Annotated in this window: 13 protein-coding genes and 1 pseudogene; 10 read left to right on the top strand and 4 right to left on the bottom strand. The window is 59.9% G+C overall.

Annotated elements, in window-relative coordinates; genetic code table 11:
* Positions 1-103: 103 nt before the first annotated feature.
* Positions 104-2,149, bottom strand: a complete 2,046-nt coding sequence (gene metG, locus CD58_RS22275) for a methionine--tRNA ligase (RefSeq protein ID WP_025215166.1) — start codon at positions 2,147-2,149, stop codon at positions 104-106.
* Between the two features lie 275 nt (positions 2,150-2,424).
* Here metG and apbC point away from each other — a divergent pair, with 275 nt between their 5' ends.
* A complete protein-coding gene (apbC, locus tag CD58_RS22270) occupies positions 2,425-3,519 on the top strand; it encodes an iron-sulfur cluster carrier protein ApbC (protein ID WP_025215165.1) in 1,095 nt (364 codons plus the stop codon).
* Between the two features lie 120 nt (positions 3,520-3,639).
* Here apbC and CD58_RS22265 read toward each other — a convergent pair whose 3' ends face one another.
* On the bottom strand, positions 3,640-4,398 hold the full coding sequence (locus CD58_RS22265) for an SDR family oxidoreductase (RefSeq protein WP_025215164.1): 759 nt from the start codon (positions 4,396-4,398) through the stop codon (positions 3,640-3,642).
* Between the two features lie 161 nt (positions 4,399-4,559).
* Between CD58_RS22265 and CD58_RS22260 the strand changes: the two genes are divergently transcribed.
* From CD58_RS22260 to groL, 4 genes are all read left to right on the top strand, one after another.
* Positions 4,560-5,291 (top strand): HugZ family protein, encoded by a 732-nt coding sequence (locus tag CD58_RS22260; RefSeq protein ID WP_025215163.1) that lies wholly within the window; start codon positions 4,560-4,562, stop codon positions 5,289-5,291.
* A 66-nt stretch (positions 5,292-5,357) separates the two neighbouring features.
* On the top strand, positions 5,358-5,834 hold the full coding sequence (locus CD58_RS22255; protein ID WP_025215162.1) for an FxsA family protein: 477 nt from the start codon (positions 5,358-5,360) through the stop codon (positions 5,832-5,834).
* Between the two features lie 244 nt (positions 5,835-6,078).
* On the top strand, positions 6,079-6,372 hold the full coding sequence (locus CD58_RS22250; RefSeq protein WP_025215161.1) for a co-chaperone GroES: 294 nt from the start codon (positions 6,079-6,081) through the stop codon (positions 6,370-6,372).
* Positions 6,373-6,422: 50 nt separating this feature from the next.
* Positions 6,423-8,066, top strand: coding sequence for a chaperonin GroEL (gene groL / locus CD58_RS22245; protein ID WP_025215160.1), 1,644 nt, complete (start codon positions 6,423-6,425; stop codon positions 8,064-8,066).
* Positions 8,067-8,262: 196 nt separating this feature from the next.
* Here groL and CD58_RS31990 read toward each other — a convergent pair.
* Together CD58_RS31990 and CD58_RS22240 are read right to left on the bottom strand one after the other, a co-directional pair.
* Positions 8,263-8,358: pseudogene (locus tag CD58_RS31990) on the bottom strand (phosphoesterase); the annotation flags it as partial.
* A gap of 110 nt (positions 8,359-8,468) precedes the next feature.
* Entirely contained in the window at positions 8,469-9,212 is a 744-nt protein-coding gene (locus tag CD58_RS22240; RefSeq protein WP_025215159.1) for a phosphatase PAP2 family protein, read from the bottom strand.
* A gap of 234 nt (positions 9,213-9,446) precedes the next feature.
* Here CD58_RS22240 and colR point away from each other — a divergent pair, with 234 nt between their 5' ends.
* From colR to CD58_RS22215, 5 genes are all read left to right on the top strand, one after another.
* Positions 9,447-10,130: a two-component system response regulator ColR gene (colR, locus tag CD58_RS22235; protein WP_025215158.1), complete on the top strand. Its 684-nt coding sequence runs from the start codon at positions 9,447-9,449 to the stop codon at positions 10,128-10,130.
* Entirely contained in the window at positions 10,120-11,397 is a 1,278-nt protein-coding gene (locus CD58_RS22230) for a sensor histidine kinase (RefSeq protein WP_025215157.1), read from the top strand. The genes colR and CD58_RS22230 overlap by 11 nt, the downstream gene beginning before the upstream one ends.
* 128 nt (positions 11,398-11,525) lie before the next feature.
* A complete protein-coding gene (locus tag CD58_RS22225; RefSeq protein WP_025215156.1) occupies positions 11,526-12,194 on the top strand; it encodes a class I SAM-dependent methyltransferase in 669 nt (222 codons plus the stop codon).
* Positions 12,195-12,198: 4 nt separating this feature from the next.
* Positions 12,199-12,909: a lipopolysaccharide kinase InaA family protein gene (locus CD58_RS22220; protein ID WP_025215155.1), complete on the top strand. Its 711-nt coding sequence runs from the start codon at positions 12,199-12,201 to the stop codon at positions 12,907-12,909.
* A gap of 2 nt (positions 12,910-12,911) precedes the next feature.
* The gene (locus CD58_RS22215; RefSeq protein WP_025215154.1) at positions 12,912-13,139 is read left to right on the top strand and encodes a hypothetical protein; all 228 of its coding nucleotides are present in this window, start codon (positions 12,912-12,914) and stop codon (positions 13,137-13,139) included.
* The last annotated feature ends 53 nt before the right edge of the window (positions 13,140-13,192 follow it).

Below are 13,192 nucleotides of genomic sequence, written 5' to 3'. Positions count from 1 at the left end.
CAAGATTAGGCATTATCCGGCACGCGGGGAGGGTGGGCCAGATATGAAAATCCCACAGCCGCTTTGCCAAGCGACTGTGGGATCGGTGCAGCGTTCGGTCGCGTTACTTGATCCGCTGACCCGGCTTGGCGCCGCTGTCGGGGCTCAGCAGGTAGATTTCTTCACCGCCGGGGCCCGCCGCCATCACCATGCCTTCAGACACACCGAAGCGCATTTTGCGTGGCTTGAGGTTGGCGATCATCATCGTCAGCCGGCCTTCGAGCTTGGCCGGGTCCGGATAAGCACTCTTGATCCCGGAGAACACGTTGCGTTGCTCATCGCCGATGTCCAGGGTCAGGCGCAGCAGCTTGTCGGCACCCTCGACGGCCTCGGCCTTGACGATCAGCGCCACGCGCAGGTCAACGGCGGCAAACGCGTCGAAGTCGATTTCCGGCGACAGCGGATCCTTGGCCAACTCACCGTTGCCGGTCGGGCCGCCGGTATCGGTCTGGCTGGCGGTCAGGTCTTCCTTGGAGGCGTCGGTCATCGCTTGCACCTTGACGGCGTCGATACGGGTCATCAACGGTTTGAACTCGTTCAACTGATGGTTGCTCAGCAGGGTCTGGTGATCGTTCCAGGTCAGCGGTGCGACGTTGAGGAATGCCTCGGCATCGGCGGCCAGCAGCGGCAGCACCGGCTTGAGGAAAATCACCAATTGGCGGAACAGGTTGATGCCCAGGGCGCAGATCGCCTGGACTTCGTCCTGCTTGCCTTCCTGTTTGTTCAGCGACCAGGGTGCCTTGTCGGCGATCCAGGCATTGGCGCGGTCGGCCAGGGCCATGATTTCGCGCATGGCCCGGGCAAAGTCGCGGGCTTCGTAGGCTTCGGCGATGCTGGGCGCCGCCGCCAGGAAGGCGTCGGTCAGTTCCGGCGCGGCATTGCCGGCGACCAGCACACCGGCATTGCCTTTGTGGATGAAACCGGCGCAACGGCTGGCGATGTTGACCACCTTGCCCACCAGGTCGGAGTTGACCTTTTGCACGAAGTCTTCGAGGTTCAGGTCCAGGTCGTCGACGCCACGGCCGAGTTTGGCCGCGTAGTAGTACCGCAGGTATTCCGGCGACAGGTGGTCCAGGTAGGTCCGGGCCTTGATGAAGGTGCCGCGGGACTTGGACATCTTCTGGCCGTTGACGGTCAGGTAGCCGTGGACGTTGATGCCGGTCGGCTTGCGGAAACCGGCGCCTTCGAGCATGGCGGGCCAGAACAGCGCGTGGAAGTTGACGATGTCCTTGCCGATGAAGTGATACACCTCGGCCGTGGAATCCTTGCCCCAGAACGCGTCGAAGTCCAGCTCAGGCGTGCGGTCGCAAAGGTTCTTGAAGCTCGCCATGTAGCCGATGGGCGCGTCCAGCCACACATAGAAATACTTGCCGGGCTCGCCCGGGATTTCGAAGCCGAAGTACGGCGCATCGCGGGAAATGTCCCACTCTTGCAGGCCGGAGTCGAGCCATTCGGCGAGCTTGTTGGCCACCGCGTCGTGCAACGTGCCGCTGCGGGTCCAGGTTTGCAGCATCTCCTGGAAATCCGGCAGCTTGAAGAAGAAGTGCTGGGAGTCCCTGAGCACCGGGGTGGCGCCGGAAATCGCCGATTTCGGGTCTTTCAGGTCGGTCGGTGCGTAGGTGGCACCGCATTTTTCGCAGTTGTCGCCGTACTGGTCTTCGGTGCCGCATTTCGGGCAGGTGCCCTTGATGAAACGGTCGGCCAGGAACATGTTCTTTTCCGGGTCGAAATACTGGGTGACCGAACGGGTGGCGATGTGCCCGGCGTCACGCAGCTTCAGGTAGATCTGGCTCGACAGCTCACGGTTTTCTTCGGAGTGGGTGGAGTGGAAGTTGTCGAAGTCCACCAGGAAATCGGCAAAGTCGGCGCTGTGTTCAGCCTGGACGTTGGCGATCAGTTGTTCCGGGGTGATGCCTTCCTTTTCCGCGCGCAGCATGATGGCCGAACCGTGGGCGTCGTCGGCGCAGACATAGATGCACTGGTTGCCGCGATGTTTCTGGAAGCGCGTCCACATATCGGTCTGGATGTATTCCAGCATATGGCCGAGGTGAATCGAACCATTGGCATAGGGCAGGGCGCTGGTGACGAGGATCTTGCGTGGCTCGGACATGGGGCTCGGCTACTTGATGAAACGGAGGTCGGCCACTATAAAGCGCTGGCGGCTTTTTTTCACCCTGTGAGCCTGTTTCCGGATGCTGGCAGGACTTCTGTGGCGAGGGAGCTTGCTCCCGCTGGGTGGCGAGGCCGCCCACAAACGCTCAACCCGACCTCTCATGGCCTCATTGCGACTGCTGCGCAGTCGAGCGGGAGCAAGCTCCCTCGCCACACAGGCAGGTGGGGCGTAGGATAGCGGCCTGTTTTCAAGTCTTGTTATCGGAGTTGCCCATGAGCGCCGTCAATCGCGCAGCGGTGGAAGCCGTCCTTCGCCAGTACACCGACCCCTATCTGAACCAGGATCCGGTCAGCGCCGGATGCGTGCGCGCCATCGACATCCAGGGCGATCGCGTCAGCGTCCAGCTGGAAATCGGCTATGCCGCCGATCTGTTCAAGAGCGGTTGGGCGCAGATGCTCCAGATGGCCATCGAGTCCCTGGAAGGTGTAGCGGGCGCCAAGGTCGAAATCACCAGTGTGATCGCCGCCCACAAGGCCCAGGCACAGGTGCCGGGGTTGGCGAACGTCAAGAACGTCATTGCCGTGGCCTCGGGCAAGGGTGGGGTGGGCAAGTCCACCACCGCCGCCAACCTGGCCCTGGCCCTGGCCCGTGAAGGGGCGAAGGTCGGGATTCTCGACGCGGACATCTACGGTCCGAGCCAGGGCATCATGTTCGGCGTTGCCGAGGGTACTCGGCCGCAGATCAAGGACCAGAAGTGGTTCGTGCCCATCCAGTCCCATGGTGTGGAAGTCATGTCCATGGCCTTCCTTACCGACGACAACACACCGATGGTCTGGCGCGGCCCGATGGTTTCCGGTGCCTTGCTGCAGCTGGTGACGCAAACCGCCTGGGGCGACCTGGATTACCTGGTAATCGACATGCCACCCGGCACTGGCGATATCCAGCTGACCCTGGCGCAGAAAGTCCCGGTGGCCGGCGCGGTGATCGTCACCACGCCCCAGGACCTGGCCCTGTTGGACGCACGCAAGGGCGTGGAAATGTTCCGCAAGGTGAACATTCCGGTGCTGGGCGTGGTGGAAAACATGGCCGTGCACATCTGCTCGAACTGCGGACATGCCGAGCACTTGTTCGGCGAGGGAGGCGGGGAAAAACTGGCGACCCAGTACGGCGTCGAACTGCTGGCATCGCTGCCGCTGTCGATGGACATCCGCGAGCAGGCCGACGGTGGCAAACCCACGGTCATCGCCGAGCCGGACAGCCCGATCGCCATGGTCTATCAGGAATTGGCCCGTCACGTGGGCGCGCGGATTGTGTTGCAAGAGGCTGCATCACCGGTGATGCCGAACATCACCGTCAGTGACGATTGATCGCACGCAGGCCCTGTGGGAGCGGGCTTGCTCGCGAATGCGGTAGATCAGTCAACTTATCTGTTGAATGACACACCGCATTCGCGAGCAAGCCCGCTCCCACATTTGTTCAGGGTGACTTCAGATCCGCAACCCGCCATCCATCTCCAGGATCCGACCGGTGTAATAGTCGTTCTCGAAGATGTACGCCGCCGAGTGGGCAATCTCCTCGGGTTTGCCCATGCGCTTGAGCGGAATTCCCGAGGTCATTTTTTCCAGGGCTTCGGGCTTCATGCCCAGGGTCATCTCGGTTTCGATGAAGCCGGGGGCGATGCCGGCGACCCGGATGCCATAGCGCGCCAGTTCCTTGGCCCAGGTTACGGTGGCGGCCGCCACGCCGGCCTTGGCGGCCGAATAGTTGGTCTGGCCGACGTTGCCGGCCCGGGAGATCGACGAAATGTTGATGATCGCGCCGCTGTTCTTCAGCTCGACCATTTTTGCCGCCACTTCACGGGTGCACAGGAATACACCGGTCAGGTTGACGTCGATCACCGCCTGCCACTGGGCCAGGCTCATCTTGGTCATTTCGCCGTCCTTGACCTTGAGCAGCAGGCCGTCGCGCAGGATCCCGGCATTGTTGATCAAGCCATGGATCGCGCCGAAATCCTCGGCTACCCGAGCGACCATGTCGCTCACCTGTTCTTCATTGGCCACGTTGCACAGGTAAGCCCGGGCCTCGACACCCTTGGCCACGCACGCGGCAACCGTTTGATCGAGTTTTTCCTGGTTGAGATCGACCAGCGCCAGCTTTGCGCCTTTACCCGCAAAATACTCGGCCATGGAGCGGCCCAAACCCTGGCAACCGCCGGTGATAATGATTACTTTGTCGGTGAGTTGCATTCTCATGTCCCGATGGCAGAGCGGTGAAGGATGTCCTTTTTGAAGGCCTCTCGATCTGCGCCGCCATAGCCCGGCTGCACGAGAACTGCCCGACGGTGCACTGGGACATAGCCCAGCTGCCTGACCGTTTTTAAAACGGCTTTCATCAAAGGAGTCATAAATTGAGCGTTGAAGCTGCCAAGCATGCCCGAGAATTACTGCTCAAGGAATACCGTGGAATGCTCTCCACCCATTCCAAGTCCATGCCCGGTTTCCCGTTCGGCTCCGTGGTGCCTTATTGCCTGGACGAGCAGGGCCGGCCATTGATCTTGATCAGTCGCATTGCTCAACACACCCACAACCTGCAAAAAGACCCGAAGTGCTCGATGCTCGTGGGCGAGCGGGGCGCTGAAGACGTGCAGGCGGTCGGGCGCCTGACTTACCTGGCCGAGGCGCGGAAACTGGAGGACGGCGCCGCCATCGACGCCGCGGCTGAGCGTTATTACCGCTATTTCCCAGACTCGCAGAACTATCACAAGGCCCATGATTTTGATTTCTGGGTGCTCAATCCGGTGCGCCATCGCTACATCGGCGGTTTTGGTGCCATTCACTGGATCGACCAGATCACCCTGGCCAACCCCTTCGCCGGCAAGGCTGAGGCGAGCATGATCGAGCACATGAACAGCGATCACGCCAAGGCCATCGCCCATTACGTGGAACTGGCCGGCCTGCCGAAAACCGAACCGGCACAGCTGGTGGGCATCGACAGCGAAGGCATGCACCTGCGGATTGGCCAGGGCCTGCATTGGCTGGCGTTTCAGGGGGCTTGCAACACGCCGACACAAGTGCGCGAAGCCCTGGTTTATCTGGCTCACGCCGAGCAATGGCCAAAAAATGCAGAGGCCAACGCTTGAATTCACGAAAGGACGACGTCATTTAGGGTTTCATAGCAAGGCATTCTTGCGTTGAGGAACCATTTGATGCGCCCTTTTTTATTGCTCTTTCTGCTGTTCCCGGTGTTGGAGCTGTTCGTATTCGTCAAGGTCAGCGGTGCGATCGGGTTTTTCCCGGCGCTGCTGCTGGTCATTCTCGGCACGATGCTCGGCGTGTTCGTGCTGCGCATTGCCGGCCTCGCCACGGCATTGCGTGCCCGTGAAAGCCTGAACCGTGGCGAGCTGCCTGCCCAGACCATGCTTGAAGGCCTGATGCTGGCCCTGGGTGGCGGTCTGCTGATCCTGCCTGGCTTTATCAGCGACGTGCTGGGCCTGGTCATGCTGTTGCCATTCACCCGGCGGTTGCTGGCCAATAAAATGCGCCAGCGCGCCGAAGAACAGGCGATCCGCCAGCGGGCCTTCGCCGATGACCTGCAGCCCCGTGGCGGGCCGGCTCCGCGAGAGCCCCTGGGCCGCGAGCCCAACGTGATCGAAGGCGAATTCGAACATCGCGACCCTAAGTAAAAAACAGCGGCACGGCACCTTAAGGTGCCGTGTTCGTTTTTGGCTCCGAGAAGTAAAAAATTTCATCCCCGGCCCTTGTAATCGGCTTGTGCGCCCTTATGTATGGGTCACCGCAAGGTTTCCGGTGGCAACACTGGACAGACTTCCGCGGTTCGCTTGACGAACCGCACCCGGCACAGCCGGATTCGTTAAACCCGCCGGGACTACACCGGCCGATGAAAACCACAATTAGGAGAGATCGACAATGAAGCTTCGTCCTCTGCATGACCGCGTCGTCGTCCGTCGCAGCGAAGAAGAAAAGAAAACCGCTGGCGGTATCGTCCTGCCAGGTTCGGCTGCCGAGAAGCCAAACCAGGGTGAAGTCCTCGCTGTAGGCCCAGGCAAAGCACTGGACAACGGTGAAGTACGTGCGCTGTCCGTGAAAGTGGGTGACAAGGTTGTATTCGGCCCTTACTCCGGTAGCAACACTGTGAAAGTCGATGGCGAAGACCTGCTGGTCATCGGCGAGAGCGAAATCCTCGCTGTTGTCGAAGGCTGATTTTCCCGTTCATTTTCCCGCGACTACAAAGTATTTAAGGAATATCGATCATGGCTGCTAAAGAAGTTAAATTCGGCGATTCCGCCCGTAAGAAAATGCTCGCCGGTGTCAACGTCCTGGCTGACGCAGTAAAAGCAACCCTGGGCCCGAAAGGCCGTAACGTGATCATCGAGAAGAGCTTCGGCGCTCCGACCATCACCAAGGACGGCGTTTCCGTCGCCAAAGAAATCGAGCTGAAAGACCGCTTCGAAAACATGGGCGCGCAACTGGTCAAAGACGTTGCCTCCCGTGCCAACGATGACGCCGGTGACGGCACCACCACCGCTACCGTTCTGGCTCAATCGATCGTCAACGAAGGCCTGAAAGCCGTCGCTGCCGGCATGAACCCAATGGACCTCAAGCGCGGCATCGACAAGGCGACCATCGCCATTGTCAAAGAGCTCAAAGCCCTGTCCAAGCCATGCGCCGACACCAAGGCGATCGCTCAGGTCGGTACCATCTCGGCCAACTCCGACAACTCCATCGGCGACATCATTGCCGAAGCCATGGAAAAAGTCGGTAAAGAAGGCGTGATCACCGTTGAAGAAGGCTCGGGCCTGGAAAACGAACTGTCGGTTGTTGAAGGCATGCAGTTCGACCGTGGCTACCTGTCCCCGTACTTCGTCAACAAGCCAGACACCATGACCGCCGAGCTCGACGGCCCGCTGATCCTGCTGGTCGACAAAAAGATCTCGAACATCCGCGAAATGCTGCCAGTGCTGGAAGCCGTTGCCAAAGCCGGCCGCCCACTGCTGATCGTGGCTGAAGACGTTGAAGGCGAAGCCCTGGCGACCTTGGTTGTGAACAACATGCGCGGTATCGTCAAAGTGGCTGCCGTCAAGGCACCAGGCTTCGGCGACCGTCGCAAAGCCATGCTGCAGGACATCGCCGTACTGACCGGCGGTACCGTTATCTCCGAAGAGATCGGCCTGAGCCTGGAAAGCACCACCCTGGAGCACCTGGGTAACGCCAAGCGCGTGATCCTGTCCAAGGAAAACACCACCGTGATCGACGGTGCTGGCGTTGAGACTGACATCCAGGCTCGCGTCACTCAGATCCGTGCACAAGTGGCCGAGACCTCGTCCGACTACGACCGTGAAAAATTGCAAGAGCGCCTGGCCAAGCTGTCCGGCGGCGTTGCAGTGATCAAGGTTGGCGCCGGTTCCGAAGTTGAAATGAAAGAGAAGAAAGCCCGCGTTGAAGACGCGCTGCACGCAACCCGTGCCGCTGTTGAAGAAGGCGTGGTACCTGGCGGCGGCGTGGCACTGGTTCGTGCCCTGCAAGCCATCAGCGAACTCAAAGGCGACAACGATGACCAGAACGTGGGCATCCAGTTGCTGCGTCGCGCTGTAGAAGCACCGCTGCGCCAGATCGTTGCCAACTCCGGCGACGAGCCAAGCGTTGTGGTCGACAAGGTCAAGCAGGGTTCGGGTAACTACGGTTACAACGCTGCTACCGGCGAATACGGCGACATGATCGAAATGGGTATCCTTGACCCGGCCAAAGTGACTCGTTCGGCTCTGCAAGCGGCTTCGTCGATTGCCAGCCTGATGATCACCACCGAGGCGATGATCGCTGAAATCAAGGAAGACGCTCCAGCTGGCGGCGGTATGCCAGACATGGGCGGCATGGGTGGCATGGGCGGCATGATGTAAGCCAGCCTTACCCCTGTAGCGAAAAACCCCGTCTGCGCAAGCAGGCGGGGTTTTTTATTGCCTTGGATTCATGACACGGCGCCAATCCCCTGTGGGAGCGAGCTTGCTCGCGATTACGGTGTGTCAGCTCATATATCCGGCACTGAGCCACCGCTATCGCGAGCAAGCTCGCTCCCACATTGGGATGTGCTTCAGTTCAGGCATTGGCGGGACTGGTTACAGCGACACGCTCAGCAATGCCGGCCGGTCGGTACAGGATGTAGTAGTAACACCCTAGGCAAATCAGCCAACACCCCTGTGGGAGCGAGCTTGCTCGCGATTACGGTGTGTCAGTTCATATATCCGGCACTGACCCACCGCTATCGCGAGCAAGCTCGCTCCCACATTGGGATGTGGTTCAGTTCAGGCATTGGCGGGACTGGTTGCACCGACACGCTCAGCAACGCCGGCCGGTCGGTACAGGATGTAGTAGTAACACCCCAGGCAGATCAGCCAACAGAACACCGCCGTCCACACATTGTGGGAAAAGAAGTGCGCTCCTTGCATCATCCGCCCCACGGAGAACACGGTGCCCAACGTGAAGGCGAAGATGAGGGCCCGACGAGCCAGGCGTGGGCGGCGGTCGCGCAGCACAAAGAACAGCGCAAACAGCGTGAACCCGGTGGCGGCGTGTCCGCCGGGCCAGCAGCGGCCGGGTTTGTCGGTGGCCGGGCGCGGGCTCAGCAGTTCACTGTAGGTCTCCTTGCCGCCGAATTCCTTCAGGCTCCAGGGGCATTGCACGGCCGTCACCGCTTTCATCGGCGTGACGAAGGATGTCGCCAGTGCCAGGGACAGCACCAGGCAACCCAGTTCCCGTTTGAATGGCTTGAGCCGGGCGATGAAAAACGTGCCGATAAACTCGAGCACCGCCAGCACGGAAAATACGATGACCACCTCTTTGGCGCGGTCATGCAGGATGTCTTCCAGAAAAAAACTGTGCCGGCCTATGAAGTCCCTGGCGGCCGAGTCGTAAAACAGCTTGGCCACGTCCATGTCCAGTGTGGTCAGTTCCAACAGCACCAGGATGGCCGCGACGACGATGGGCAGACCCAGGGCGACTCGCAAGTTCAACGGCCTGGAGGCAGGGCGGATGGCGGTGAAAACCATGACAATACCTTTGATGGGATTTTCGTAAGCAGCGCGTTGCGCGCAGTCTGGTCTGTACGGCGTTGGAGAGGTGTGAATGTTGGGTGAAAAACTCGTCAATGCCTGTCGGGCTTTCCATCGGTCTGGTCCACCTGCTCGGCACGACATGAGCAGATACAACCCTAGCCGTGGGCCACACTTGGCCTTAAGCTGCGCGGGCCACGACGACTGTCTACGTGCGCAGAGGAGATGCCCATGCGAATTCTGTTGGTTGAAGACAACCGCGACATCCTGGCCAATCTGGCCGATTACCTGGGGCTCAAGGGCTACACCGTCGATTGTGCCCAGGACGGTTTGTCGGGGTTGCACCTGGCCGCTACCGAACACTACGACTTGATCGTGCTCGACATCATGTTGCCGGGCATCGACGGCTACACCTTGTGCAAGCGTCTGCGCGAAGACGCCCGGCGCGATACGCCGGTGATCATGCTGACCGCGCGGGATCAGTTGGACGATCGTCTGCAGGGCTTCAAGTCCGGGGCCGATGATTACTTGATCAAACCCTTTGCCCTGTCGGAACTGGCGGCGCGGATCGAGGCCGTCATGCGTCGCGCCCAGGGTGGTGGCCGCCGCGCCTTGCAGGTGGGCGACCTGAGTTACGACCTCGACACCCTGGAAGTGACCCGTGAAGGCAAGCTGCTCAAGCTCAACCCCGTAGGCCTGAAACTGCTGGCGGTCCTGATGCAGAAAAGCCCCCATGTGTTACGCCGGGAAATCCTCGAAGAAGCGCTGTGGGGCGATGATTGCCCGGACAGCGACAGTCTGCGCAGCCACGTCCATCAACTGCGCCAGGTGATCGACAAACCGTTCGACAAGCCGCTGTTGCACACCGTGCACGGCGTGGGTTATCGCCTGGCCGAGGGCCGTGATGGAGTTTAAGCAGAGCCTTGCCCAACGGATCATTATCGCCTTTGCGCTGATGAGTGCATTGGTGGCTGGGGCATTTGCCATGGGCATCGTGGCGACGGTCCATCTGGTAGAAGAGAAGCTGATTTCCGCCGGGCTTGGGGGCGACCTGCAACGCTTGCTGTTGATGGACAGCGTCTCGGACTGGAATCACCGGCCGGAACCCGACCAGCTGTTTTATTTCAGCGGCGGCCCGGGCGACTTTGAATTGCCCAAGGACCTGCGCCATCTGGAGCGTGGTTTCCACGAGGTGTTTCGCGAGCAATTGTCGTATCACGCCATGGTCGAGATCGTTGATGGTCGGCATTACGTGTTGCTGCAAGACCAGAGCGACTTCGAAGAGCGCGAACGGGTGTTGTTCGCCGTGGTGCTGGTGGGCTTCGTGCTCAGCCTGGCGCTGGCGGTATTCCTGGGCTGGGTCCTGGCACGCCGAGTGATGGCTCCCGTGGTTCGCCTGGCCCGGCAAGTGCGCCATCGCGACCAGCTTCTCGGGCTCGCCCCACCGCTGGCCCCGGATTATGCCGCCGATGAGGTGGGTGAACTGGCCGTGGCGTTCGACGCCACACTGGGGCGGTTGCGTCAGGCCCTGACTCGCGAGCGGTTGTTTACCAGCGACGTGAGCCACGAGCTGCGCACGCCGTTGATGGTTCTGGCGACCTCCTGCGAACTGCTGCTGGAAAACACGGCACTGGATCAGCGCGGTCGCACCCAGGTCGAGCGCATCAACCGGGCCAGTGAAGAGATGCGCGAGCTGGTGCAAACCTTCTTGATGCTCGCCAGGGCCCAGCGTGAAGACAACGGTATGTCACCGCGGCTGGCCCTCTCATCGGTGGCTGAAAACCTCCTCGGGGTGTGGCGCGGCCCAATCGAATCCAAAGGCCTGACGCTGATCTTCGAACCGGGGCAAACCGCCGATACGCTGTATAACGCCACGTTCCTGACCGCCGTCATGGGCAACCTGCTGCGCAACGCCTTGCACTACACCGACCAGGGATTCATTCGTCTCTCATTGACCGCCACCGGATTTGTGGTCGAGGACAGTGGCGTGGGCATCCCGGAGGAGAAGCGTGAGGCGATGTTCGAACCGTTCGTACGCGGTAATGAAAAACGCGGCGAGGGGTTGGGGCTTGGGTTGTCGCTGGTCCAGCGGATCTGCGAGAACCAGGGCTGGACGGTGAGCCTCAGTACGATGGAACCCAGCGGTTGTCACTTCGAAGTGGAGTTGAACCCGACAGTCTGATCCCGTAGCTTGGAAAAATCTTGTAAACATTGGGTCGTTTACATGACAAAGTTTTCACAAAGAGATGACCTGACCCTGACATGACGATTCATAAGGTGGGGCTATTCAATCATGGAGGCGCCCCATCAATGCCCGATCCCATCAAGCTCGACTTTTCCGAGAAATATGACGAGCAGCATGCCCAAAGATATTTTCATAAGCATCGGGGCAGCTTGAGTCGCCGTCTGTCCAACTTGCGAGACCAACAACTGGCCCGGCGCGCATTGACGCTTGCGAGCGACCCTAGCCTGGTCTTGGATCTGCCGTGCGGGGCTGGGCGCTTCTGGCCGCTGTTGGCCGAAAAACCGAACCGGGTGATCATCGGCGCCGACAATTCCGAGGCCATGATCAAGACTGCCGTTGATGCCCAACCGGCCAATGTCGTGAAACGGGTACAACCCTTGCACACTTCTGCGTTCGACATTGCCTTGCCTGATAACGCCGTCGACAGCATTTTTTGCATGCGCCTGCTGCACCACATCGGCGAACCCGCGCATCGACTGGCGATCTTGAAGGAATTCGAGCGTGTCAGCCGTGACAGCGTAATCGTTTCACTGTGGGTCGATGGCAATTTCAAGGCCTGGAAACGCAAGCGCCAGGAGCGCACTCGTGGGCGAAAAGACTACCAGAATCGATTTGTGTTACCGGTCGCTACAGTAGAAGACGAGTTTCGGCAGGCCGGGTTTCGCATTCAGGAACGACTGGATTTTCTACCGCTCTATGCCATGTGGCGAGTTTATGTATTACGCAAGAGGTAAGGGCATGGGTGTACAGGCAGCAGAGACATCAACGATTCTCCTCGACGACTTCGAGCATTTCTGGCGTCAGCAGGGTGAGTGGGTGGAAGAGCCCAATGTGCGTCGCGGCGGTGAAAGCGGTGTGCAACGGATCAGGAGCAAGGACGGCAAGCTGCTTTATGCCAAGCGTCAGACCGGACACATTTATCGCAGTTGGCTGCACCCGTTCGGTCGGCCGACCGTACTGCGTGAGCAGGATGCACTGCTGGCGTTGACTCGGCTTGATGTTCGCGTCCCCGAGTTGATTTTCTGTGGCGCCCAGCGGGACCCGGTTCATAAGTGGCGTGCGCTGTTGGTGACCCAGGCGCTGGAAGGTTTTGAAGAGATCGAGCACTGGTATGCCGGTGGTGGGCGCGAGCGTCATGGCGAAGCCGTGCATGATCAAATTCTCCTGGGGCTGGCTGAAAATCTGGTTCGCATGCACAAGGGGCGGTGGCAGCATGGCTGTCTCTATATCAAGCATGTCTTTGTGCGCGTGACCGGGGAGGGCGAGGCGGCCAAGGTCGAAGTGGCTTTGCTCGATTTCGAGAAGTGTCGCCAGCGCCTGACTGCCCGGCAAGCGGCCTCCCATGACATGAAGCAGCTGCGGCGCCATTCGTCGTTCAGCGGCGCTGACTGGAAAAAACTCGTCTACTTTTATGAGGCGGCGTTTGGCAGCGCCATCAAAGGTTTATAGCGATGAAACTAGAAATTGCTAGAGGTGTGTTTTTAGTAGGAGCTCTGGCAGTTGCATCGATGGCGGTGGCTGTCTGGGAACAGCCACGCTCGCAGATCCTCAGTGCCTCCAACACTGGCGCCCACTGCCCTTTACCAAGGGTGGCCAAGGCCAGCGAGGCGATCCGACCGGATGACGATCTGTTGCTGTTCATGTTCAGTCTTTCTCAAGGGATGAGGCCGCAGAGTTGAACATCATGAAGCCCAGATAAAAGCCTCGCATGCGCGGGGCTTTTATTTTTGGG

This window comes from Pseudomonas brassicacearum, from assembly GCF_000585995.1.
Classification (GTDB): Bacteria; Pseudomonadota; Gammaproteobacteria; order Pseudomonadales; family Pseudomonadaceae; genus Aquipseudomonas; species Aquipseudomonas brassicacearum_A.
Note: the sequence above shows the minus strand (reverse complement) of the source record. Positions and strands in the feature narration are given on the sequence as shown.

Coding starts and splice junctions, on each gene's coding strand:
- metG (WP_025215166.1), bottom strand. CDS start 2,149: ATGTCCGAGCCACGCAAGATCCTCGTCACCAGCGCCCTGCCCTATGCC.
- apbC (WP_025215165.1), top strand. CDS start 2,425: ATGAGCGCCGTCAATCGCGCAGCGGTGGAAGCCGTCCTTCGCCAGTAC.
- CD58_RS22265 (WP_025215164.1), bottom strand. CDS start 4,398: ATGCAACTCACCGACAAAGTAATCATTATCACCGGCGGTTGCCAGGGT.
- CD58_RS22255 (WP_025215162.1), top strand. CDS start 5,358: ATGCGCCCTTTTTTATTGCTCTTTCTGCTGTTCCCGGTGTTGGAGCTG.
- CD58_RS22250 (WP_025215161.1), top strand. CDS start 6,079: ATGAAGCTTCGTCCTCTGCATGACCGCGTCGTCGTCCGTCGCAGCGAA.
- groL (WP_025215160.1), top strand. CDS start 6,423: ATGGCTGCTAAAGAAGTTAAATTCGGCGATTCCGCCCGTAAGAAAATG.
- CD58_RS22240 (WP_025215159.1), bottom strand. CDS start 9,212: ATGGTTTTCACCGCCATCCGCCCTGCCTCCAGGCCGTTGAACTTGCGA.
- colR (WP_025215158.1), top strand. CDS start 9,447: ATGCGAATTCTGTTGGTTGAAGACAACCGCGACATCCTGGCCAATCTG.
- CD58_RS22230 (WP_025215157.1), top strand. CDS start 10,120: ATGGAGTTTAAGCAGAGCCTTGCCCAACGGATCATTATCGCCTTTGCG.
- CD58_RS22225 (WP_025215156.1), top strand. CDS start 11,526: ATGCCCGATCCCATCAAGCTCGACTTTTCCGAGAAATATGACGAGCAG.
- CD58_RS22220 (WP_025215155.1), top strand. CDS start 12,199: ATGGGTGTACAGGCAGCAGAGACATCAACGATTCTCCTCGACGACTTC.
- CD58_RS22215 (WP_025215154.1), top strand. CDS start 12,912: ATGAAACTAGAAATTGCTAGAGGTGTGTTTTTAGTAGGAGCTCTGGCA.